Origin of the sequence: Pseudomonas sp. NPDC087690, assembly GCF_044743175.1 — a bacterium.
Lineage (GTDB): Bacteria > Pseudomonadota > Gammaproteobacteria > Pseudomonadales > Pseudomonadaceae > Aquipseudomonas.
In genome coordinates this window covers 558,108-581,820 of sequence record NZ_JBIUVX010000001.1, presented here as the reverse complement: position 1 = coordinate 581,820, position 23,713 = coordinate 558,108, and the positions used below count along the sequence as shown (strand labels likewise).

General features: G+C 59.6%; 20 protein-coding genes. 10 read left to right on the top strand and 10 right to left on the bottom strand.

The features are described from left to right. Window positions 1–4: 4 nt before the first annotated feature. The 6 genes from ACIPIZ_RS02705 to ACIPIZ_RS02680 all read right to left on the bottom strand — a co-directional run bounded on the left by ACIPIZ_RS02705 (window position 5) and on the right by ACIPIZ_RS02680 (window position 9,032). Window positions 5–1,081 carry a diguanylate cyclase gene (locus ACIPIZ_RS02705; RefSeq protein WP_401163817.1) on the bottom strand — a complete coding sequence of 359 codons (1,077 nt, stop codon included), beginning with the start codon at window positions 1,079–1,081 and terminating at the stop codon, window positions 5–7. Beyond that, window positions 1,065–1,943 carry a DUF4434 family protein gene (locus tag ACIPIZ_RS02700; protein WP_401163815.1) on the bottom strand — a complete coding sequence of 293 codons (879 nt, stop codon included), beginning with the start codon at window positions 1,941–1,943 and terminating at the stop codon, window positions 1,065–1,067. The genes ACIPIZ_RS02705 and ACIPIZ_RS02700 overlap by 17 nt, the downstream gene beginning before the upstream one ends. Then, complete coding sequence (locus tag ACIPIZ_RS02695; protein ID WP_401163812.1) at window positions 1,943–5,104, bottom strand: phage receptor; 3,162 nt, start codon at window positions 5,102–5,104, stop codon at window positions 1,943–1,945. Before ACIPIZ_RS02695 ends, ACIPIZ_RS02700 begins: the two co-directional genes overlap by 1 nt. Then, window positions 5,101–7,275 (bottom strand): cyclic di-3',5'-guanylate-activated glycosyltransferase NrfB, encoded by a 2,175-nt coding sequence (gene nrfB / locus ACIPIZ_RS02690; protein WP_401163811.1) that lies wholly within the window; start codon window positions 7,273–7,275, stop codon window positions 5,101–5,103. Before nrfB ends, ACIPIZ_RS02695 begins: the two co-directional genes overlap by 4 nt. Beyond that, window positions 7,272–8,426 carry a non-hydrolyzing UDP-N-acetylglucosamine 2-epimerase gene (gene wecB / locus ACIPIZ_RS02685; protein ID WP_064390267.1) on the bottom strand — a complete coding sequence of 385 codons (1,155 nt, stop codon included), beginning with the start codon at window positions 8,424–8,426 and terminating at the stop codon, window positions 7,272–7,274. The genes nrfB and wecB overlap by 4 nt, the downstream gene beginning before the upstream one ends. A gap of 174 nt (window positions 8,427–8,600) precedes the next feature. Further along, window positions 8,601–9,032, bottom strand: coding sequence for a co-chaperone YbbN (locus ACIPIZ_RS02680; RefSeq protein ID WP_105708984.1), 432 nt, complete (start codon window positions 9,030–9,032; stop codon window positions 8,601–8,603). Window positions 9,033–9,281: 249 nt separating this feature from the next. Here ACIPIZ_RS02680 and ACIPIZ_RS02675 point away from each other — a divergent pair, with 249 nt between their 5' ends. The 9 genes from ACIPIZ_RS02675 (at window position 9,282) to ACIPIZ_RS02635 (ending at window position 16,631) form a co-directional block, all read left to right on the top strand. Continuing rightward, window positions 9,282–9,530 carry a type II toxin-antitoxin system Phd/YefM family antitoxin gene (locus ACIPIZ_RS02675; protein WP_122660657.1) on the top strand — a complete coding sequence of 83 codons (249 nt, stop codon included), beginning with the start codon at window positions 9,282–9,284 and terminating at the stop codon, window positions 9,528–9,530. Window positions 9,531–9,911: 381 nt separating this feature from the next. Next, a complete protein-coding gene (locus tag ACIPIZ_RS02670) occupies window positions 9,912–10,760 on the top strand; it encodes a transporter substrate-binding domain-containing protein (protein WP_253483431.1) in 849 nt (282 codons plus the stop codon). A gap of 51 nt (window positions 10,761–10,811) precedes the next feature. Then, complete coding sequence (locus ACIPIZ_RS02665) at window positions 10,812–11,474, top strand: amino acid ABC transporter permease (RefSeq protein ID WP_003225455.1); 663 nt, start codon at window positions 10,812–10,814, stop codon at window positions 11,472–11,474. 9 nt (window positions 11,475–11,483) lie between these two features. Further along, window positions 11,484–12,146 (top strand): amino acid ABC transporter permease, encoded by a 663-nt coding sequence (locus ACIPIZ_RS02660; protein ID WP_016984341.1) that lies wholly within the window; start codon window positions 11,484–11,486, stop codon window positions 12,144–12,146. Then, a complete protein-coding gene (locus ACIPIZ_RS02655; RefSeq protein WP_105708988.1) occupies window positions 12,143–12,940 on the top strand; it encodes an amino acid ABC transporter ATP-binding protein in 798 nt (265 codons plus the stop codon). The genes ACIPIZ_RS02660 and ACIPIZ_RS02655 overlap by 4 nt, the downstream gene beginning before the upstream one ends. A gap of 30 nt (window positions 12,941–12,970) precedes the next feature. Next, window positions 12,971–13,360, top strand: coding sequence for a RidA family protein (locus ACIPIZ_RS02650; RefSeq protein WP_003225452.1), 390 nt, complete (start codon window positions 12,971–12,973; stop codon window positions 13,358–13,360). A gap of 156 nt (window positions 13,361–13,516) precedes the next feature. Further along, window positions 13,517–14,281: an IclR family transcriptional regulator gene (locus ACIPIZ_RS02645; RefSeq protein WP_105708989.1), complete on the top strand. Its 765-nt coding sequence runs from the start codon at window positions 13,517–13,519 to the stop codon at window positions 14,279–14,281. 42 nt (window positions 14,282–14,323) lie between these two features. Continuing rightward, window positions 14,324–15,538, top strand: coding sequence for an amino acid deaminase (locus ACIPIZ_RS02640; protein ID WP_401163807.1), 1,215 nt, complete (start codon window positions 14,324–14,326; stop codon window positions 15,536–15,538). 157 nt (window positions 15,539–15,695) lie between these two features. Continuing rightward, window positions 15,696–16,631 (top strand): sugar kinase, encoded by a 936-nt coding sequence (locus ACIPIZ_RS02635; protein WP_122660662.1) that lies wholly within the window; start codon window positions 15,696–15,698, stop codon window positions 16,629–16,631. 100 nt (window positions 16,632–16,731) lie between these two features. Here ACIPIZ_RS02635 and ACIPIZ_RS02630 read toward each other — a convergent pair whose 3' ends face one another. Both ACIPIZ_RS02630 and ACIPIZ_RS02625 read right to left on the bottom strand, forming a co-directional pair. Then, entirely contained in the window at window positions 16,732–17,007 is a 276-nt protein-coding gene (locus ACIPIZ_RS02630) for a peptidylprolyl isomerase (RefSeq protein ID WP_007912322.1), read from the bottom strand. Between the two features lie 51 nt (window positions 17,008–17,058). Then, complete coding sequence (locus ACIPIZ_RS02625; protein WP_064390259.1) at window positions 17,059–19,596, bottom strand: PAS domain-containing sensor histidine kinase; 2,538 nt, start codon at window positions 19,594–19,596, stop codon at window positions 17,059–17,061. Window positions 19,597–19,727: 131 nt separating this feature from the next. Between ACIPIZ_RS02625 and ACIPIZ_RS02620 the strand changes: the two genes are divergently transcribed. Further along, window positions 19,728–20,834, top strand: coding sequence for a PilT/PilU family type 4a pilus ATPase (locus ACIPIZ_RS02620; RefSeq protein WP_064390258.1), 1,107 nt, complete (start codon window positions 19,728–19,730; stop codon window positions 20,832–20,834). A gap of 6 nt (window positions 20,835–20,840) precedes the next feature. Here the strand turns inward: ACIPIZ_RS02620 and ACIPIZ_RS02615 are convergent, their stop codons facing one another. Next, on the bottom strand, window positions 20,841–22,796 hold the full coding sequence (locus ACIPIZ_RS02615) for an acetoacetate--CoA ligase (RefSeq protein ID WP_401163805.1): 1,956 nt from the start codon (window positions 22,794–22,796) through the stop codon (window positions 20,841–20,843). A gap of 137 nt (window positions 22,797–22,933) precedes the next feature. After that, window positions 22,934–23,707: a 3-hydroxybutyrate dehydrogenase gene (gene hbdH / locus ACIPIZ_RS02610; protein ID WP_064390256.1), complete on the bottom strand. Its 774-nt coding sequence runs from the start codon at window positions 23,705–23,707 to the stop codon at window positions 22,934–22,936. Window positions 23,708–23,713 lie beyond the last annotated feature (6 nt).

The following is a 23,713-nucleotide window of genomic DNA, read 5'->3' as shown; positions in this document are numbered from 1 at the left end:
AAATCTACTGATGAAAAGTGTACCGATCCTTGCCGGTATGCTTTGACTCATACAGTGCCGCATCCGCCTTGATCAGCGCCTGGTTCAACGTGTCGTTGTCCTCCACGCAGGTCAAGCCGATGCTGATGGTCACTGGGTGCCGTGTGGGTTGCTCGCGCACCAATCGGCACAGTTCGGTCGCGAGGGCTTCAACGTCTTCGCGCCGCACGCCGGCCAGATAAATCGCAAACTCTTCACCGCCCAGCCGGGCGTAATCGAACGGCAGCATGACGGTTTTGATATCGGCGGCAATGCGCTTCAACACCTCATCGCCGATGTCGTGGCCATAGGTGTCATTCACTTTCTTGAAGTTGTCGATGTCGATCATTGCCAGGTAATGGTCATGCTCACGAGGCACGGCGTGCAGATGTTGTTCGGCGACGGTCATGAATGAGCGACGGTTGGGGATTTCCGTGAGGGGGTCGTTATAGGCCTGATCCAGCAGCAGCCTGGACATGATGTAGTTGTAGAGCTTGGCTTCGCGCAATTTCAGAAAGGTGTAGATGGTCAGTGCGCAGAGAAACACGCTGTAGCACGCGGTCAGTACACCCCTCAATTCGATCAGGCTGATAGTGGTATTGATGAAGGGGTTGAGCAGTACCCAGATCAGCACCTGAACGACAAAGAATGACCAGCGACTCAGCGGCAGCACCGAGATGCTGTAGAGCATGCTGGCGGCCGCGAGCACCAGCCAGGAACTGTGTACGGCGGGTGGCAGACCGTTGACGATAAAACGTATGCCAACGGTCAGTCCCAGCACGAACAGCACGGTGATGACATTGAAGTGGCGAGCCTTGCGGGTGAAGGCCAGCACCACGGTCAACACCGCAAACAGCGCCAGGAAAATCATCGAGCGCCAAGTGAATCCCTGACCGCCGAGGAAACTTACGATCAGGTCGAATAACAGCCACATGCCAATGCTGACGATGTAGATCAGCAGGCTGAACGACTGCATGCGCTCGTATTCATGCTGGATGAACTCCGCCCGCAATTCGGCGGGCGCAGTTTTCTTCAGTACCTGCTCTTCAATGGTTTTGTACATTGCCGCCCTGATGGTTGCGCTGGTTGTCGAGAATCACTCGGCCCCATGGACGATAGCGCAGTGAAAACACTGCGCCGGGATGACACCCGGTCGATGTCGCATCCGGGGCGACGGGTTCGGCGTGGAAGGGCTGGCCTTCACGGCTGACCTGACGAAACGCTTCACGCACAATGCCGACGGAGCAGGGCAGCGCGCTGGCATAACCGTCACGCACGACCACCGGCAAGCGACCTGTGCCGGCGCCGTCCTGCCACCACACCTGAATGCCCATTGCGCTCAAATCGCCCAGCCACTGCCCGTTTACCGTTGGGGCCAGTTTGCCAGCACTGAATGCGCTGACATGCAGCGGCGCATCGATTTTTGCGGCGAAATCCTTGAGCTGCTTTTGCAGCGTCATACGACGGTCCGCCGCGAGAAAGTGGAAGTCATCCAGCTCCAGCGGCAAGTACCAGCCTTGTACCGTGAGTTTCCAGTCTTCGCGCAGTCGGCGCTGCTGAGCCAGCGACTGACCCAATTGCGCTTGCCAATATTTGCCGAGGGCGGCGCTGTCCAGTTCGTCGATGCGTTGGTAATAGGCCGGGTCCATCTTCAATCCCAACACCAATTGCAAACCTTGCTGTTGGGCGAGCTTGAGGCTGTTGGCGAGCCAGCCGTTGGCGCCGCCGAAATTGGAGTCGCCATAGGCGGTCCATTGCACAATCAGGGTTCGCGCGCCCTGTCTGGCGGTGTCCTGCCAGATTTTCTGCCACTGCGCCTGACTGAGGCTGGCATCGACATTCAGCGGTTGATAGAACACACGCTCATCGGCTCGTGCGAAGAGTGAGCCAAACATCAGGCAGAAACACAGCATCCAGCGCGCCATCAGAAATTCCACTCCACGCCCAGCAGCACACCGTTGCCACCTTCATACAGATTGCCGCCCAGGGACTGTTGATATTCGGTGCGCACCGTCAGTTTAGAACGGTAGGCGTTGTAGCGATCATCGTCGTACCACCACTGCCATCGCAGGCCGACACCGGTGCGCAGGTCTTGCCGCCAATCGTTGCTCGGATCCTGGCTGGCGAACTCGAGGAAACCATACGGCATGATGGTCTGCGCGCCATTTAACGGCAGCTTCCAGGTATGACCTTGCTGGAAACGGGACAGCCATTGGTGATCGCCAGCCTTGGTCCACCATGCAGCGTCGAGGTAGAGGAAGCGCTCATCCCATTCGCTTTCGTCAACGCGCCAGTCGTTGCGGTATTTGCCCTGATCGAGGAACGACGCGGTGGCGCGCAGCAGGTAGTCGGTAGTGGTGTGGCCGTCCTGGCGGTGGTCATCGAGTTGGTCCGAGAGTTTGTCGGGATTGATCAACTGGCCGAGGCTCAGGCCGTGGTTGTCCTTGTCGTCGAACTGGCTTTGCTTGTAGATCTCGCCGTAGAAGTTGATGTTTTGCGTACCCCACGGCTTGTAACGCAAGCCCACGCCTGCCGCCACGGATTCGGCGTAGCGGGTGCGGCTTTGCCCGCCGAGCAACACGCGACCATAAACCGAAAGCGAGCTGCCAGCGCGGCTTGGTTCCTCACCCAGAGCGTGATCCCACATCGCAACCTGGACGTTTTGCGAGTTGGGGCTGCGATTTGAACCCTGGCTGTCGTCGTCACGCAGAAAGTCGTTAGTCGATACGCCGGCGGGTGACCAGGTACTGGCGATAGTAAAATTGTCGCGCCGGGACAGCGTTTCATGGGCGCGGCGCTGACGATAACGCCGGGCCTCCATGCTGCCGTCCTCATCGTCGGCGGCCACCGGGTTCTGTTCCAGATCGATAACCCGACGCAGCTCTTTACGTGCCGAGGCACTGTCCTCGATTTCGTCGTAACGCCAGGCCAGGGTTTCGCCAAGGTGATAGTCCTCGGGAAAATCGCGGGTCGCCTGTTGCAGATAGGGAATGGCCGTTGCGCGTTCTTCGCGGCTTGGCGCACCGGACAGGCGCATGCCGTAGTCGGCGCGATAACGCGGATTGGCTGGATCGCGGCGCACCGCTTCGGCAAGCCAGGCATTGCTTTGCGCCAGGTCGCCAGCCTTTTGCGCGGAAACCGAAGCGGCATAAAAATGCCCGGCGTCCGGAGCGATTTGCAAGGCTCGGCGTTGCCGTTGCAGCGCCTCGGCATGATTGCCGCGAGCGTCGGCGATGGCCGCGCCAAGCGACCATTCATTGGCGCCGCGAGTGCTGCTTTGTTGCCAGAAGCGCTCGGCCGCTTGATTGTCACCGGCATTCAATGCACTTCGGCTTGCAGTCAGGCGTGCATTGTCGGTGAGTTCGGCGGCCGGAATGCTGCGCCAGATGGCCAGTGCGCCGGTGGAGTCGCCCGCCGCCTCCAGCGCATAGGCCAACGGCAAGCGACTGCTGCGATCGCCCAGTTTTTCTGCCTGCTGGTAATACACCACGGCTTCGCCGGGACGATCAGGCATCGCACAGCGGGCGAGGGCGCGATAGTCGCCAGCCGCTTGCGGGTGACTGCCGATGGCTTGTTGTACCGCATCGCATTGCCCGGTTTCGGCGAGTTGTGCGAGCAGTTGGCCACGGGTAGCACCGTCGATATGACTGATCAAAGAGGCCATACGCCGTTGTTGCGCGGGCGTGATGTCTTTCGACGACGCGTAAAGCCCCGCCAAACGTTGCAGAGCTACAGGCGGCAGGCGCGCGCCGTGACGGTCATAAGCATTTTCCAGCAGTTGCCGGGCGTGGGCGCGATCACCGCTTTGCAGTGCGAGGAAACTGGCCTGATTCAGTGACGCCAGGTTGCCGGTTTGCCGATAGTGGTATTCCCACAGCGTTTGCTCTTCCGTACGGCGCCCCATGCGTTGGGCCAGTTCGGCCCTGCGCTTGACCACCGCCGGGGTCTGCGTCTGGCCCGCGAGCCAGACCATGACTTTGCTGCTCTCGCCCTGTTCCTGCCAGACATCGACCAGTTGCGCCTGGCGACGACTGTCCCACGGCTCGGGCAAACGCGTGCTCTGCAGCAAGTCCGTCGCTTGCAGGCGCTGAGCGAGAACCAGCCAGGCTTGCGGATCCTCTGATGGCTGGCACTGGCGTAGTTGCGTCAAAGCGGCTTCGGGGTCATGGCGCGATAGCCACTCGGTGGTTTCCAGGCACGGACGCTGTAAATCGTTGCTCAGACGTTGCACGGTGGGGACGTCGTCGGTTTGCCGCGCCAGTTCCCACAGGCGCTGGCGTTGCGCCGGGTCGGCCAGGTCGGCGGCGGGCAGCGATTGCAGCCAGCGCTGCGCCTGTTGGTCGTGGCCCATGGCGATGGCGCGATCGACCATCGCCAGACGCACCTTGCGCGCCGCTTGCGGGTCAGGTGCCTGCTGCAACAGCTGTTGCAAGGGTTTTTCATCGAGACGTTGCACGTAGGCATTGGCCAGCCGCTGCCAGCCTTCGGCGTCCAGCTGTTTGCGGGCCGCAAGCGGCGCCAGTTCGCCGATGGTGCCGCTCCAGTCGCGCAATTGTTCCGACCAGTTGGCGCGGGCCAGACGCAGAATGTTTTCATCGCCCTTGGGCGAAAGTTGCGCCAGCCAGTCGTGGGCCTTGGCCGCACCGCCGAACTTGGCCAGGCTCAAGCTGTAAGCCTGCCAAAGCCGTACGCGGTCGTTGAGGTCGCTGGTGGCCATCCATTGTTCGACTTGCGTGCTGCTCGGCGGATCCTGCTCGATCCAGGTCAGACGCAAGTCGAGCACTGCTTCACTGTTGTCCTTTGGCAATGCCTGAATCGCATCCTTGTAGCGACGCTGTTTGGCCAATGACTCGACGAGCAAGGCCCTTGCCTCATCGTTTTTCGGCACCTTCTCCAGCAAGTGCCGCATCAAGCGTTCAACTTCTTTCCAGTTGCCCTTTTTCGCCTCGCGATAGCTGCGATCCATGTAGGGATAGCTGCGAAACTGCTCGAAATCACTCAGCGGTGCGGCTTGCAATGGGTACGCTGTGCTCAGGCCGAGCAACAGGCTGCCCAGCAACAGGGTGTGACGCTGAACAGGCCTCATGCGACCTCCCGGACGATGCGGTAGGCGGCTTGTTGTTCGCTGGCCTGGTCGGCCAGTGCCTGATCGAGTACTTCCTGGGTGATCATGCCCCGGGAGATCAGGTGTTCGCCGAGCGACATCTTCTCGGCGTCGAAGTCGATCAACGCCTGATTGAACAGGGTGGGGGGCACCATCCCGCGTACCTGCAGCAAATTGCCCAGCAACACCTGATGGCGGCTGACGCGTTCCAGCAAGGCTTCATCGTCCTGGTGACGCTCCAGCACTTCAAGCATATGACGCACTTGCGCATTCTGACGGGGGCTCGCGTACCAGTGACGAATCCCCAAAGTCACCCGGCCCTGCGGTGCCAGTCGGCAGCGTACCGGGCGTTTCAATTGACGGCTGATCGCGCCGAGCGACACCTGACTGACCGGGCCTTCCGACGCCAGCACGAGGGTTTCGCCATCTTCAGCGACCGGCAGCACGCCATAGTGCGAGGCCACGCGGCGCGGCACGGCATCAATCAGGCGTTTGTCGAGTTTGAATGGATTGAGCGGCGCCCACTCCAGGTCGAGTTGTTCAGCCAGCGCCTGCACCAGTTGCGTACTGTCGATGTACTCGCGCAACAACAATTCACGTCCCAGACGTCGACGTACCGGACTGGTGATCGCCGCTTCCAGTTGTTCCTCGGTCAGCAAGCCTTTTTCCACCAGACGATGGCCCAGCGGTGTGCGTTGGGCTTTGGTCAGGGCGGGGAACTCATGGGTGGTCTTGTCCCACGCCACGCGGCGGGAGTCGCCCATTTCCATGACCTGTTTAAGCGCGCGCAGATTGGCGAAGAAGTTCACGAAGTTGCTCCACATCATTCGTGGTGCCGACAGCAGGCCCTCGCCCAGTCCGTAATAACGGGTGACGAACCAGCCGCGCTGGAACAGGCGGTTGAGCAGCATGAAACCGTTCAGCCAGAGCAATACCGGTAGCAGAGAGCTGTCGGAAAGAATCGACGGATAGCGCCAGGACTCGGGGGAAATCACCGTGACCAGCCACATGACCATCAAGACTACGAGCAGCAGGTTGACGAGGAAGCTCAGCATGTAGGCGATCAGGCCGCGTCGGTCGCGCCAGAGGAAATAGTTGAGCAGGCCCTTGCGGCTCCAGCCAAGGTTCTTGGTGCCCTGAAACACGATGCCGACGATCCAGCGCGATTTCTGGCGGATCGCGTGCTGCAAATCCCGAGGAAAATGTTCACGGACACAGATCACTTGGGAGAACTCGCGGTTCATGCCGAACACCCACGGTTGCTCCAGCGCCAGTTTCGGATTGCTGACCGAGTAGCGGGCGAAAATGCACTTCATGCCTTTCTGCTTGAGGCGGAAGCCGATGTCGTAGTCTTCGGTGAGACTCTGTACATCGAAAGCGATACCGTCGCCGTCTTCGAGCAGGGCGCTGATGGCCTTGCGGCTGAAGCAGGTGCCGACGCCGGCGCTGGGCACCTGACCGGTCAAGGCCTCGCGGACGATGACGTCCTTGCCGTGGTTCTCGGCGAACTCATCGACATAGTGACCGGCAGTGAAGCCTTTCCATTCCGGTGCATAGGGGTAGACCGGGATCTGGATCAGGTCCTTGTTAGGCAGAAGATAGTTGTACAGACGCAATTCCATCGGCGAAATCACGTCTTCGGCGTCGTGCAGGATGAACCCGGCGAACTGGATTTTTGCCTCGCTTTCAAAGCGCAGGATCGCGTCGATGATGTTGTTCAGGCAGTCGGCCTTGCTGGTCGGGCCAGGGCGGGCGCAGACCACTTTGTGCACGTTGGGGTAATGCTGGCAAACCGCATCGACGTCGGCTTGAGTTTCGCCGTCGTTGGGGTAGGTGCCGACAAAAATCTGATAGTTCTCATAGTCGATGGTCGAGGCAGCAAGGCGCGCCATTTCGCCGACCACACCGACTTCATTCCATGCCGGGACCATGATCGCCAGCGGTTTTTCCGGGATCGCGTACAGACGCTCCTCATCGGCGCGCTCGAATTTTTCGTAGATTCGCCAGCGCCGGATCAGCCTGCGGCCCCAGTACACAAGGTCGATGAACAGGTCATCCAGACCCAGGATGAACATCAACAAGGCGAGGACAATCGCCACATATTTGAGAGCAAACAACACATACGCAAAGAAATCGACCCAACCCAGACTCATACCCCGTTACCCGCCGCCGAGCGTGCGCTCAACCAGGCGTGCAGGCGGGAGGCAATCAATTCGCTGGCGTGACCATCGCCATAAGGGAAATGCACACGGCTCATGCGCGTATAGGTCTCTTCGTCGTCGAGCAGTTGCGCGGCTTCCTTGATGATGCGGGCCTTGTCGGTGCCGACCAGCAGCATGGTGCCGCTTTCCAGCACCGAGGGCCGTTCGGTGACGTCGCGCAACACCAGCAGCGGTTTGCCGATGGCGGGGGCTTCTTCCTGCACGCCGCCGGAGTCGGTGAGGATGAAGTGCGCACGGCCCATGAGCCAGACGAAATTCGGATAATCCTGTGGTGCGACCAGATAGATGTTGGGTTTGTTGGCGAGCATGCCGTACACCACCTCCTGCACCAGCGGATTGAGGTGTACCGGATAAACGAATTGCACGTCCGGGTAACGCTCGGCGAGTTCTGCCAAGGCCTGACAAATATTCTGAAAACCATCGCCGAGGTTTTCCCGACGATGGCTGGTGACCAGAATCATCCTGCGCTGATCATCAAGCACTGCCAAAGGTGAATCAGCTGCTGGCTGCCAATCGGTTTGTTGCTGGTGGGCACGCATCCACAACAAGGCATCGATCACCGTGTTGCCGGTGATTTCGATGTTGTCTTCGGGCACGCCTTCGCGCAGCAGATTGGCGGCGGATTTCGATGTCGGTGGGAAGTGCAGGTCGGCGATGACGCCGGTCAGGCGTCGATTGGCCTCTTCAGGCCACGGTGCGCGCAGATTGCCGGTGCGCAGGCCGGCTTCAACGTGGCCGATGGGCAGTTGCCGATTGAACGCGGCGAGGGCGGCGATGAAGCTGGTGGTGGTGTCACCGTGGACCAGCACGATATCCGGTTTGACCCTTTCGTAGGCCTGATCAAGCTGTGCCAGCAAATGCTGCGACAAACCGTTGAGGGTCTGGCCCTGGGTCATCACGTGCAGGTCTTCATCCACCGTCAGCTCGAAGGCGTCCAGCACCTGAGTGAGCATCTCGCGATGCTGGCCGGTGGAGCAGATGTTCAGTTGGATGTCAGGCCAGTGACGCAGAACCCGAGCGAGCGGGGCCATTTTGATGGCCTCCGGGCGAGTACCGAAAACCATCATGACTTTAAAAGACATTGACCCCCTCCTGGACTTTGCAACGCTGGGGCGAAACGCCGTTCGCGTGTTCTCTTACTGAGAAATAAAGAAAAGCAGCCGGATGGGAGCTTGTCCAATCAGGTTTGGGGCTTGTTTGTTACCGATGATTCAGGAAGAAAGTGCCATCAGTTGATGGCTTTTTGGATGGCAACTTCAGGAAAAGTCCCATCGGCTTGCGCGTGGGATCGTACAGAGGGTGCGCAGGGTCTGCCGAAGCCAGGTCAGATCATGCGAGGGTTTGCGGGGGGCGGAGGGGGCTTTGGTCCTGCCGATATGCTCGGCGAAATCCCGTGCAAGCGTTTCTTCGGTGCCGATGCCTTTGAGCTTTTTCACCAGCCTGCCGTTCTTGTAGAACAGCACTGTCGGCGTGCCGGTCACTTGCGGATGGCGGGGCGACTCGCTGGTGTTGAGCATATAAATGTCGGCGCGCTGCCGGTACGGCTCGGCTGTCTGACGAAAGATCGGCCCGGCCCATTCGCAGGCCGGGCAGTGTTCGTTGGCGAAATAAAGAATCACTGGGCGCCAGGTTTTCAGGGCTTTGCAATAAACCGGAGCCAGATCGGTATTCGATGCGATGGCTTTCATTGAAATCTCCTTTTCAATGACCTTGTAGGTTCAATGACGTTAAAGGAGAGGGGGCAAGAAGGTCTACTGTCAGAAATTACAGGTGCGCGTAAAAACCGTGAGTTTTTTCCTACGAATTTACGAGAGCTACCCGACGAGCAAGACAGAAACGTCGGAAAAGAACGCATGATATCTTCAGTCGCATTGGAGTCATGACTCGTTTGGAGTGCTATTTTGGGTGCCACTCAAAGCCCCTTAAGGAGTACCGTCATGGCACACATCATTCTTTCTCACGTAGTTGCGAGTATTTCCGAATTGAAAAAAAACCCGATGGGAACCGTCGCCGCTGGGGGTGGGCAGTCAGTCGCGATTCTCAACCGAAATGAGCCAGCGTTTTACTGTGTACCCGCCAAAGAGTACGAGACGATGATGGCGCGCCTGGAGGACCTGGAGTTGATAGCGCTCTGCAAGGAGCGGGAAAATGACCCGACTATCAAGGTCTCGATAGATGACTTATGAAGTGGAGTGTCAAGGATGAAATCCTTATCGTCACCGTTATAGCTGTCGGTAAACGAGAACGGCGCGACGTTTATAAAGAAGCCGCCAAACGCTGAATTGCTTTTAAAAGCTGAATCCATGTCTCTATGGTTTGCACCGAACCGGATCACCCAAGCCCCAAATGGGAACCTCCTACTCGCGGTGTGTAGCCCACAGTAGCGCCTTCAATCCAAGTTGCGTCTCGCGATAACTTCCCTGCTTGCTGCATCCCATTGATTCCAGAAACATTTCAATCCATTGCAGATTCTGACTGAATCCTGTGGCACACTTTCTGCTGTCTATTCCGTAGTAACAAACCGTGTTCCGGTATAGCGGAATAAACACAAATCTGGAGTGCTTGCCATGCATCGCCGTCCTTCGTTGTTCAAAGCGTGTGTTTTTGTTTTCGCGGCTTCGTCCGCTGTCATGGGTATGGCCCAGGCAGCCGACGGCAAGCTCGACAGTGTGCTGGCCCGGGGGAAATTGATTGTCGGCACCGGCAGCACCAATGCGCCGTGGCATTTCCAGGGCGCGGACGGCAAGTTGCAGGGTTTTGATATCGACATTGCGCGGATCGTCGCCAAAGGTCTGTTCAACGATCCGAGCAAGGTCGAGTTCGTGGTGCAGTCGTCCGATGCGCGGATTCCCAATCTGCTGACCGACAAGGTCGACATGAGCTGCCAGTTCATCACCGTCACCGCCAGTCGTGCGCAGCAAGTCGCATTCACGCTGCCGTACTACCGCGAAGGCGTCGGCCTGTTGCTGCCGAACAACAGCAAGTACAAGGAAATCGAAGACCTGCAAGGCGCTGGCGACAGCGTCACCGTGGCGGTGCTGCAGAACGTCTACGCCGAAGAACTGGTGCACCAGGCACTGCCCAAAGCCAAGGTCGATCAGTACGACAGCGTCGACTTGATGTATCAGGCGGTGAACTCCGGCCGCGCCGATGCCGCCGCCACCGACCAGTCCTCGGTCAAATACCTGATGGTGCAGAACCCTGGCCGCTACCGCAGTCCGACCTATGCCTGGAGCCCGCAAACCTACGCGTGTGCGGTTAAACGCGGCGATCAGGATTGGTTGAATTTCGTCAACACCGCGTTGCATGAGGCCATGACCGGTGTTGAATTCCCGACTTACGCGGCGTCGTTCAAGCAATGGTTCGGCGTAGATCTGCCGTCGCCCGCCATCGGTTTCCCAGTCGAATTCAAATGATCCCGTGAGAGTGGGGCGATTCACGTCGCCCCGCTCAAGGTACTGCTGACTATGAACTATCAGTTGAACTTTGCCGCCGTGTGGCGCGATTTCGACACCTTGCTGGCGGGGCTCGGTCTGGGCCTCGAACTGGCACTGGTGTCGATCGCCATCGGCTGCGTGATCGGCCTGCTGATGGCGTTTGCGCTGCTGTCAAAGCATCGCGCCCTGCGGGTGCTGGCTTCGGTGTACGTCACGGTGGTGCGTAACACGCCGATTCTGGTGTTGATTCTGTTGATCTACTTTGCACTGCCGAGCCTTGGGATCCGTCTGGACAAGATCCCTTCGTTCATCATTACGTTGTCGCTGTATGCCGGCGCATATCTGACTGAAGTGTTCCGCGGCGGTTTGCTGAGCATTCCCAAAGGGCAGCGCGAAGCCGGACTGGCGATCGGTCTTGGCGAGTGGCAGGTCAAGGCCTATGTCACCGTGCCGGTGATGCTGCGCAATGTTTTACCGGCGTTGTCGAACAACTTCATCTCGCTGTTCAAGGACACCTCGCTGGCCGCCGCGATTGCGGTGCCGGAGCTGACCTATTACGCGCGCAAGATCAACGTCGAAAGCTACCGGGTGATTGAAACCTGGCTGGTGACCACGGCGTTGTATGTCGCGGCCTGTTACCTCATTGCCATGCTGCTGCGATACCTGGAGCAGCGTTTGGCAATCCGCCGATAGGAGGCTGCGATGTACGAATCTCCCAGTTGGTTACATGAATTGTGGATCGCGCGCGAACCGCTGTGGCAGGGCTTCCTGACCAGTGTGCAAGTGTCGGCGCTGGCAATTCTGCTCGGCACGATGCTTGGCGTGGTCGCCGGTCTGGTGCTGACCTACGGCAAATTCTGGATGCGCGCGCCGTTTCGTTTTTACGTCGATCTGATTCGTGGCACGCCGGTGTTTGTGCTGGTGCTGGCCTGCTTCTACATGGCGCCGGCGCTCGGCTGGCAGATCAGCGCGTTCCAGGCCGGCGCCTTGGGCTTGACGCTGTTTTGTGGCTCTCACGTCGCTGAAATTGTCCGTGGCGCGCTGCAAGCCTTGCCCCGCGGACAGATGGAAGCGAGCCAGGCCATCGGCCTGACGTTCTACCAATCCCTCGGCTACGTGTTGTTGCCTCAGGCACTGCGGCAGATCCTGCCGACCTGGGTCAACTCATCCACCGAAATCGTCAAGGCCTCGACCTTGCTCTCAGTGATCGGCGTCGCCGAATTGCTCCTCAGCACCCAACAGATCATCGCCCGAAACTTCATGACCCTGGAGTTTTACCTGTTCGCCGGTTTTCTGTTCTTCGTCATCAACTACGGCATCGAATTACTCGGCCGGCACATTGAAAAGCGGGTGGCCTTGCCATGACTGAAGCTCAAGTTTCCAACGTTCAAAACGGCCAGCCGCTGCTGGACATCCGTGGTTTGCACAAGCAGTACGGTGCGGTCGAAGTCCTTAAGGGGGTCGACTTGAGCATGCAGCGCGGCAACGTGGTCACGCTGATCGGCTCCAGCGGTTCGGGTAAAACCACGCTGCTGCGCTGCGTGAACATGCTCGAAGAGTTTCAGGGCGGGCAGATCCTGCTCGACGGCGAATCGATCGGCTATGACGAAACCAACGGCAAACGCATCAGGCACGCTGAAAAAGTGATTGCCCGCCATCGCGCAATGACCGGCATGGCGTTCCAGCAATTCAATCTGTTCCCGCATCTGACCGCGTTGCAAAACGTCACCCTGGGCCTGCTCAAGGTGAAGAAGATGCACAAAGACGAAGCCGTAGTGCTGGCCGAAAAATGGCTGGAGCGCGTCGGTTTACTGGAGCGGCGCAATCACTTCCCCGGCCAGTTGTCCGGTGGTCAGCAGCAGCGCGTGGCGATTGCCCGTGCTATCGCGATGAACCCGAGCCTGATGCTGTTCGACGAAGTGACTTCAGCCCTCGACCCGGAGCTGGTCGGCGAAGTACTCAACGTGATCAAGGGCCTGGCCGAAGACGGCATGACCATGCTGCTGGTGACCCACGAGATGCGTTTTGCGTTTGAGGTCTCGGACAAGATCGTTTTCATGAATCAGGGGCGAATCGAAGAGCAGGGGCCTCCCAAGGAGCTGTTCGAACGCCCGCAATCACCGCGTCTGGCTGAATTTCTGAAAAGCACGCGGTTTTAATCTTTCGTTTTGTAATCAGGAGAAATACCCATGAGCATTACTCGTTACGGCACCGGCAGCACCGCCGCTGGCGGCCAGCCACGCCCATTCGCGCGCGCTGTTGAGGCGGATGGCTGGCTGCATGTGTCCGGTCAGGTGCCGGCGGTGGATGGCGAGATCATTGTTGGTGGCATTGTCGAGCAGACCCACCAGACCATGAAGAACCTGATCGCGATTCTTGAAGAGGCCGGTTATGGCCTGGAAGACGTAGTACGCGCCGGGGTGTGGCTGGACGATCCGCGTGATTTCAGCAGCTTCAACAAGGTTTTCGGCGAGTACTTCAAGCCCGAACATGCACCGGCGCGGGCCTGTGTGCAGGCGAGCATGATGGTTGATTGCAAGGTCGAGATTGATTGCATTGCGTACAAGAAGAAACCCTGACCAATACGCGGATCGTTCCTACGCTCTGCGTGGGAATGCCTCTCGGAACGCTCCGCGTTCCAAGGACGCAGAGCGTCCCGGGCTGCATTCCCACGCGGAGCATGGGAACGATCATTAGCGGTAAACTCCCGGCGACTTTGAATGGGAACCACTGAAATGACCGAAGACACCATCAAGCGCCGGGCCCGCGGTCTGGACCGGGCGTTCGATATCCTCGATTTCCTCAAGGAAGTCGGCCAGCCGCTGCGCCCGAACGACATCGCCAACGGCATCGGCAGCCCGAAATCCACGGTCTACGAACTGGTCGCTTCGCTGCTGGAACGACGGATTCTCGAGCCGGTAGGCAAGGACGGTCATGTCTATCTGGGACGGCAACTGTACTTTCTCGGTCAAGCGCATTTGCGCCATTTCGACCTCAGTCGCGAGGCCGATCACGCCCTGCAGGAGATCGTCAGCCAGACCCGTGAAACCGCGCAGATGTGCTTGCTCAACGGGCGCAAATACACGGTGGCGTTGATGAAGGAGGGCGAGCGGCATTTCCGCATTTCCTCCGACATCGGCGAAAACGCGCCGATCCCGTGGACGGCTTCCGGACGCCTGCTGCTCGCGCACTTGAGCGATCAACAGATCATCGACCTGATCGACGAAGACGACTACATCCTGCCCGATGGCGAGCGTTTGCCTCTGGAACGTTTTCTCGCGGAAATCCGGCAGGCGGGTATCGATGGATTTTTCTCCTTCGACAGCGTCGCCGACACCTTCACCCATTGCTTCGCCGCGCCGGTCAAAGACCGCAATGGCATCGCGATTTGCACCTTGTGCATCGTCGCTCCACGGGCCGATGCGAAGAACAATTACAACGACTATCGCCGGGTTCTGATCGAGAGCGCCAACAGCCTCGCCCGGCGTATCAACGAATAACCGCGGCTGCCTGCGGCCGCGTAAAAAGTGAGGAGTTCGACCATGACGACTGCCATCAATACTGCTGTGGAAAAGGGCGACGCGGCCATTGGCGCGCACCTGACGCGTGACGTCAGCCTGCCAGCGCTGGTGCTGCATCGCGAGGCGCTGGAGCACAACATTCGCTGGATGCAGAAGTTCGTCAGCGACAGCGGCGCGCAACTTGCGCCTCATGGCAAAACCAGCATGACCCCGGCACTGTTCAAGCGTCAGCTCGACGCCGGCGCGTGGGGCATCACCCTCGCCAGCGCGACCCAGACTCGTGCCGCTTACGCCCATGGCGTACGCCGCGTGCTGATGGCCAACCAATTGGTCGGCGCGCCGAACATGGCGCTGATTGCCGATCTGCTCGCCGATCCCGCGTTCGATTTCCATTGCATGGTCGATCACCCGGACAACGTCGCCGATCTCGGTGCCTACTTCGCTTCGCGCGGGGTGAAACTCAACGTGATGATCGAATACGGCGTGATCGGCGGGCGTTGCGGTTGCCGCAGCGAGCAGGAAGTCATCGAACTGGCCAAGGCGATCAACGCCCAACCGGCGCTGGCCCTGACCGGCATCGAGGGCTACGAAGGGGTGATTCACGGCGATCACGCAGTCAGTGGCATTCGGCAGTTTGCCGCGTCGCTGGTGCGTCTGGCGGTGCAGTTGCAGGACAGCGGCGCGTTCGCGATCGCCAAGCCGATCATCACCGCTTCGGGCTCGGCGTGGTACGACCTGATTGCCGAATCGTTCGAAACGCAGAACGCGGCAGGGCGTTTTCTCAGCGTGTTGCGACCGGGCAGTTATGTGGCGCATGACCATGGGATCTATAAGGAGGCGCAGTGCTGCGTGCTCGACCGTCGCAGTGATTTGCACGAAGGTTTGCGCCCGGCGCTGGAAGTCTGGGCGCATGTGCAGTCGCTGCCGGAACAGGGTTTTGCAGTGATTGCACTGGGCAAGCGTGACGTCGCGTTTGACGCCGGTTTGCCGGTGCCGTTGTTGCGTTACAAGACGGGCGTCGTGCCAGCCGTGGGCGATGATGTCAGTGCCTGCAAGGTCACGGCGGTGATGGATCAACACGCGTTCATGACGGTGGCGCCGGGCGTTGAATTGCGTGTGGGTGACATCATTTCCTTCGGTACGTCGCACCCGTGTCTGACGTTCGACAAGTGGCGTGTGGGGTTGTTGGTGGATGAGCAGTTGTCGGTGATCGAGCGCATGGAGACTTGTTTCTAAGGCTCGAGACCGAGTCGCGGCCAATCGCTGGCTAGCCAGCTCCCACAGGGTTCAGTGTTGATTAAAAAATTTGTGAGCGACATGAATCCTTGTGGGAGCTGGCTTGCCAGCGATGAGGCCCGCCCAGACATCCGCGCATCAACGGAGACAGCACAAGATGAACACCCTGAGCCCCTTGGGCCCGAACACCCCGCGCATCGCCCTGATCGGCGAATGCATGATCGAACTGCAGCAACGCGCCGACGGCAGCCTGCAGCAAAGCTTCGGCGGCGACACGCTCAACACTGCGGTGTACTTGTCCCGTGCAATGGGCGACAAGGCCCGGGTCGACTACGTCACCGCGCTGGGCGACGACAGCTTCAGCGATGCCATGTGCCAGATCTGGACCAGCGAAGGTATCGGCCTCGATCTGGTTCAACGCCTGCCGGGTCGCTTGCCGGGCCTGTATTGCATCCAGACCGACGCCAACGGCGAGCGTCGTTTCCTTTACTGGCGCAACGAAGCGGCAGTGCGCGATTGTTTCACCACCCCGGCAGCCGAACCGATTCTGGCGGCGTTGCCGGATTACGACGTGTTGTATTTCAGTGGTATCACCCTGGCGGTGCTCGGTACGAAGGGCCGTGAGCGATTGATCCATAGCCTGATCGAAGCGCGTCAGCGCGATGCGCGGATTGTCTTCGACAACAACTACCGCCCGCGCTTGTGGGCTTCGGTGGACGAGGCGCGTGAGGCCTATCGCAGCGTATTGCCGTACGTTGATCTGGCATTGTTGACGGTGGATGACGAACAGGCACTGTTTGGTTTTGCCGATTGCGATGCGGTGTTTGATGCTTACGCGCAGTTCGGCACCCCGGAAGTGGTGCTCAAGCGCGGCGCCGAGGCGTGCCTGATTCGTTGTGATGGCGAGGCCTTTGAAGTGCCGGCGCAGAAAGTCGCGAAGGTGGTGGACACCACCGCAGCGGGGGATTCGTTCAGTGCGGCGTATCTGGCCAGTCGACTGCTCGGCGGGAGTACGGAAGAGGCTGCCGAGGCGGGGCATCAGTTGGCCAGCCGGGTGATTCAGGTGCCCGGGGCATTGATTCCCAGAACCTGAATGCAATCCCTGTAGGAACTGCCGAAGGCTGCGATCTTAAAAACCAGATCAAAAGATCGCAGCCTCGTTTCACTCGACAGCTCCTACAGGAAAGCGATATTTAATCCCGGTAAAACACCTGCACCAGGTGATAGCCGAACTTGCTCTTGATCGGCCCATGCACCGTACGCAGTGGTTTTTTGAAAATCACCGCGTCAATCGCGCCGACCATCTGCCCAGGCCGCACTTCACCCAGATCGCCGCCGCGCTTGCCGGACGGGCAGGTCGAAAATTTCTTGGCCAGTACATCGAACGCTTCACCTTTGGCGATGCGTTGCTTGAGCTGTTCGGCCTCTTCGGCGGTTTTTACCAGAATGTGGCGGGCTTGGGCTTTCATCTTGCGATACCTGATAACGGGGTGACGGCGGGGCGCGGATTATGCCTCAAGTCACGGATTTTGACTGATCATCGTGCGGATCTTGTTCGCCAGCAGCTCAATGGCAAAGGGTTTGGCGACCATGTCCATACCGTCCTCGAGAAACCCTTGCCGCTCGGCAGCCTTTTGCGCGTAACCGGTCATGAACAATATTTTCAGCCCTGGGCGATGCTGGCGGGCGATCTCCGCCAGTTGCCGGCCGTTCATGCCAGGCAGGCCGACATCCGTGACCAGCAGGTCGACCCGCAGATCAGACTCCAACAGCGGCAAAGCGGTTTTCGCGTCTTCGGCCTCAAAGGCCTGATAACCCAGCTCGCGCAGCAGGTCGAGCACCAGCATGCGCACCGCCGGATCGTCCTCGACCACCACCACGGTTTCGCCGGTTGCAGCCGGCGCCGGCTGCTGGATCGGCGCACTGGCCGGGCGTTCCAGCTCCAAGCCCTGCAGGCGTGGCAAGTACAGGCGCACACATGTGCCTTGCCCCGGGAGGCTGTCGAGGCTCACATGCCCGCCCGATTGCTGAGCGAACCCGTAAATCATCGACAGCCCAAGCCCGGTACCCTGACCAATCGGTTTGGTAGTGAAGAACGGATCGAACGCCTTGGACCTGACCGACGCCGTCATGCCCGAGCCGTTATCGCTGACCGCGAGCATCAGGTAATCACCGGCCTTGACCGGCTCCAGCGTGGTGATGTCGCTGCCATCGAGGTAGACGTTGGCGGTTTCGATCAGCAACTCGCCGCCGTCAGGCATTGCATCGCGCGCATTGATCACCAGGTTGAGCAAGGCGTTTTCCAACTGGCTGACGTCGGTGCTGACAGGCCAGAGGTCATCGGCTAGCTGCAACTTGAGTTCGATCGGATCACCTTTGGTCCGGCGGATCAGATCTTCCAGGGAATGAATCAGCTCATTGACGTTGAGCTGCTTGCGATCCAGTGACTGGCGTCGCGAAAACGCCAGCAGGCGATGGGTCAAGGCTGCTGCACGATTGGCCGAAGACACCGCTGCTTCGGTAAAACGCCCGATCTCGTTGGCGCGGCCATCGGCAATATAGCGCTGCATCAAATCGAGGCTGCCGATGATTCCGGTGAGCATGTTGTTGAAGTCATGGGCAATGCCGCCGGTGAGCTGACCGACCGCTTCCATTTTTTGCGCATGGCGCAACGCATCCTCGGCACGCTCGCGTTCGAACATTTCGTTCTGCAGACGCTGGTTGGCCTGCGCCAGTTGTTCGGTGCGGGCGCTGACCCGTTCCTCGAGCGTTTCATTGAGGTTACGCAGGGCTTCTTCGGTTTTCTTGCGCTCGGTTTCATCGATCACGAAAATGTAGAAACCGTTGACCGCGCCGTCCGCACCGTGACGAGGCAAGTAGTTCATCAAGGCGTGGCGGTTGCTGCCGTCGCGGTGCGTGGTGTACAGGCTGAAGGAACAAGACCTGCCAGCCAGTGCTTCGGCAATGTACGGCGCGCGCAGGAAGTAGGCTTCCTCGCCGATAACGTCGCGAATGGTTCGACCATAGAGTTCTTGCGGTGTCAGGCCATACCAGTCCAGATACGCCGCGTTGTTGAGCCTGAAGCGTTCTTCGCGATCGACATAGCTGATCAGGATCGGCATGGCGTTGATGATCAGCTGCAATTCCGTCTGGCTCTGGCGCAACGCCTGCTCGGTGTGTTTGCGCTCAGTCAGGTCCAGCGCGGCGCCGAGAAAACGCACTGGCCGACCGTGATGGTCCTTGTAGCAGCGGCCCCGGGCAAACACCCAGCGCAACTCGCCATCGGGCTGCAACAGGCGATATTCCTCGGCGTACTCGGTGCCGTGGGTGATGCAGTGCTTGATGCTGCGCGCGATCATGGCGCGGTCTTCAGGGTGCACGCCTTGCAGATAAGCGCTAATCGGCAGCTGATCGGCTCGGGCCGGATCGACGCCGTGCAACTGCGCAAAGTGGCTGTCGGCGATGAAGCGGTCTTCGCCGATGTCCCAGTCCCAAGTGCCGACAGCGTCAGTGGCGGCCAGCGCCAATTGCAGACGTTCCTCGGATTCGCGCTGGGCCTTGAGGCTTTCTTCCGAGCGTTGTTTGAGTTCGAGGGCGATCCGCCGCCGTTCATTGGTTTCGATGGCGGTGACCAGAATGCCCGCCACTTGCGCGGTTTCATCGCGGATCGGGCTGTAGGTCAAATCCAGCCAGAAGTCGGATTCCTGCCCTTCACGTTGCAGGGTAAAGCGTCGCTCGCTGTAGGTGCGCACCTGGCCTTGCAGGACGGCGCTGTAGATCGGGTCGGTAAAGTCTCGAAGTTCAGGCCATACCAGATGCGCCGGTTGTCCGAAAGCGTGCGGATGCTTGTTGCCGGCGAGCATGGCGAAGCCGTTGTTGTAGATCTGCGTGAGCTGCGGGCCCCAGAGCAACAGCATCGGCATCGGCGAGTGGAGCACGATGTCCACGGCGGTGCGCAGGCTTTGTGGCCAGGCACTGGCATCGCCCAGCGGGCTGCGGCTCCAATCGGTGCGGGCGATCAGCGCCTGAGCATCGTCGTGGGTGGGTACGGCATTCATCGCGTCAGTCCTGCGTGTCGTTCGTTAAGCGGCGTCTACTATTCTTCAGGGACGGTAGACGCTCAATGTACCGCTGCGTCACGGCAGCAGGGCATGTCTGAATATTGGAAGCTTCGCGGGTACTGGTGGCCATGGAAATCGATGCACTGTTAACACGTTTTGCCCGGGAGCACGGCTCGGACTTGTTCTTGTCTACGGGAGCGCCACCCAGTGCGCGTTTTCAGGGGGTGCTGACGGCGCTGAGTGCGCAGCCGTTCAGACCCGGCGAGGTCGCGACCATCGCCAATTCCCTGATGGACGCCGAACAGCGTCAGGAGTTCGACCGCGATCTGGAAATGAATCTGGCGATCTCGCGCGCCGGTATCGGACGTTTTCGGGTCAACCTGTTCAAACAACGCAATGAGGTGTCGATTGTAATCCGTAACGTCAAACTCGACATTCCACGTTTTGAAGACCTCAAGCTGCCGCCGGTGCTGCTCGAAGCGGTGATGCTCAAACAGGGGCTGATCCTGTTCGTCGGCGCCACCGATTCCGGTAAATCGACGTCACTGGCGGCGTTGATCGATCATCGCAATCGTCACAGTAGCGGGCATATCGTGACCATTGAAGACCCGATCGAGTACATCCACCGGCACCAACGGTCGATCATCAATCAACGCGAAGTCGGTGTCGACACGCGCAGTTTTCATGCCGCACTGAAAAACACCCTGCGCCAGGCACCTGACGTGGTGCTGATCGGTGAAATCCGCGACCGCGACACCCTGGAGCATGCGCTGGCATTTGCCGAAACCGGGCATCTGGTGCTGTCGACCCTGCACGCGAACAACGCCAATCAGGCGCTTGAGCGAATCATCAACCTGTTTGCCGAGGAGCGCCGGCCGCAGTTGCTGCATGCTTTGGGCAACAACCTCAAGGCCTTTGTTTCTCAGCGATTGGTGCGCACGCTGGACGGCCAGCGGCGGGCTGCGGTCGAGTTGCTGCTGGGGACGCCGACCATCGGCGACCTGATCCGGCGTAATCAGTTGGGCGAGCTCAAGGGCATCATGGAAAAATCCACCGAGCTGGGCATGCAGACGTTCGATGGCGCGCTGCACGCACTGGTGCTGGAAGGTGCAATCAGCGAAGACGAGGCGCTTAAGCATGCCGACTCGGTGAACAACCTGCGCCTGCGCTTGAAATTGCAGGCCGATGCTGCACCGGCGCCACCCACCTCGGGTGAGTGGGGCTTGATGGAATGAGCGGATTCAGTTGTCGAGTTCAGGGCGCTGGCGAAACTGCTCCAGCGCCTCGGGATTGGCCAGCGCGTCGGTGTTCTTGACCTTTTCGCCGTGCACCACATTACGCACGGCCAGTTCGACGACCTTGCCGCTGATCGTGCGTGGAATATCGCTGACCGCGACTATCTTCGCCGGCACATGCCGTGGTGTGGTATTGGCGCGGATCACCTGCCGAATCTGCTGTTGCAGAGGGTCGTCGAGTGTTACGCCGTCTGCCAGACGCACAAACAACACCACGCGCACGTCGTCTTGCCATCGCTGACCGATGGCGACGCTGTCGAGCACTTGCGGGACTTTGTCCACCTGACGATAGATTTCCGCGGTGCCGATACGTACGCCGCCGGGGTTGAGTACGGCATCCGAGCGGCCATGAATCATCATGCTGCCGTTGGGCAATTGTTCGGCGTAATCACCCTGCGCCCAGACGCCGGGAAACAGACTGAAATAGGATTGCTGCAGTTTGCTGCCATCCGGGTCATTCCACAGGCCGATCGGCATCGCCGGGAAATGCCGGGTACAGACCAGTTCACCTTTCTCGCCAGTCACCGGTTGACCGGCGTCGTTCCAGACTTCAACGGCCATGCCCAGGCTCTTGCCCATGATTTCGCCACGACGCACCGCTGACAGCGGATTGCCATTGACGAAGCACGAGACAATATCGGTGCCGCCGGACATCGACGCCAGGCACACGTCGGTTTTGAAGTCGCGGTAGACGAAGTCATAACTTTGCGGCGACAGCGCCGAGCCGGTGCACAGCAGGGTTTTCAGGCTGCGCAGATCATGGCTGTCGCGCGGTTTGCTGCCATCGCTTTGCAGGGTCGCGAGAAACTTTGGGCTGGTGCCGAACACGCTGATGCGTTCATCGTCGATCAGATCGAGCAACCGCTGATGATCCGGATAGAACGGCGAGCCGTCGTACAGGACTACTGCGCTGCCGACCGCGAGGGCCGATACCAGCCAGTTCCACATCATCCAGCCGCAGGTGGTGTAGTAGAACAAACGCTCGCCGGGGCCAAGATCACAATGCAGGCCATGTTCCTTGACGTGTTGCAGCAACACGCCGCCGGTGCTATGCACAATGCATTTCGGCACGCCGGTGGTGCCACTGGAATACAGCACGTAGAGCGGATGATCGAACGCCACCGCGACGAAATCCGGATCGCCGCCGGGTTGATAAAAGTCATCCCAGAGCGTCACTTCGGCGCGTGTCCGGTAATCCGCGAGGCGCGCTTGCGGGCGTGCGTAAGGCACGACAATAAGCTGCTTCAGTGTTGGCAGCCGTTGGAGAATTTCATTGAGCTTGGTGGTTTGGTCGATCTCTTTACCTGCATAGCGATAGCCGGCGCAGGTGATCAGCACCTTCGGCTCGATCTGGCCGAAACGGTCGATGACGCCGTGCGTGCCGAAATCCGGCGAAGAGCACGACCAGATGGCGCCGAGGCTGGTGGTCGCAAGCATCGCCACCAGCGTCTGCCAGGTATTCGGCATGCACGCGGCCACCCGATCGCCGAGGCCGACGCCGCAAGCCTGCAAACTGGCCTGGAAGCCGGCGACATGCTCGGCCAGTTCGGCCCAGCTCAGTTGCTCGCGCTGGCCGTTTTCCGCCACTGCCACGACCGCCACGGCATCGTCACGGCGGCGCAGCAGGTGTTCAGCGAAGTTCAGGGTGGCACCGGGAAACCATTCGGCGCTGGGCATTTGTGCACCTTCACGCAGCACCGCATCAGGTTGAGTGTGAAAACGGATGTCGAAGAAATCGACGATGTCCTGCCAGAATTGTGGACGCTGCTCGATGCTCCATTGGTGCAGAGCAGGGTAGTCGTCGAGATTCAGCGCATGACGCTGATTGACCGCGCGCCGGAAGGTGTCCATGCGCGATTGGGCGATACGGTTGGCGTCGGGTTGCCAAAGGATGTCGGACATTGTTTGCCTCTTGTTTTAGCTTCAGATCCAGACACGGGCAGACACACTCCACAGGTAGTCAGCAGATTCCAATTTCACCCTGCACCTGTGGGAACGTGGCTGGCCCGCGATGAACGTTAACGCGGTCTTTCAACCGACTACTGCGCCAACCACCCACCATCAATATTCCACGCCGCGCCCCTTACCTGGCTACCCGCCTCACTGCACAGAAACAACACCAACTCGCCCAAATGCTGCGGTGTGACGAACTCCAGCGACGGCTGCTTTTCAGCGAGCAGGTCATGCTGCGCCTGTTGCGGATCGACACCCTTGGCGGCGCGATCATCGATCTGCTTCTGCACCAGCGGCGTCAACACCCAGCCCGGGCAGATTGCATTGCAGGTGACATTGCTGGTCGCGGTTTCCAGGCCAACCACTTTGGTCAAACCGATCACCCCGTGTTTGGCCGCGACATACGCAGCCTTGCCGGTCGAACCGACCTGACCGTGCACGGAGGCAATATTGATGATCCGCCCCCAACCTTTCGTGCGCATGCCCGGCAGGCTCAAGCGCGTGCTGTGAAATACCGACGACAGGTTGATCGCAATGATCGAATCCCAGCGCTCGACCGGAAATTCCTCGACAGCGGCGACATGCTGGATGCCAGCGTTATTGACCAGAATGTCGACGCCGCCGAACTCACGCTCGGCGTAGGCGATCATCTCGGCGATCTGCGCCGGGTCGCTGACATCGGCCGGATGATGGCCAACCCGGCCGCCGAATTGGCCGACTTCGGCGATGACGCTCGTGGCATCACCAAAACCGTTGAGGATCAGGTTGGCCCCAGCCTTGGCCAGACTTAACGCAATACCCAGGCCGATGCCGCTGGTGGAGCCGGTAACCAGTGCGGTCTTGCCGGAAAGAGTGGTCATGAGTAC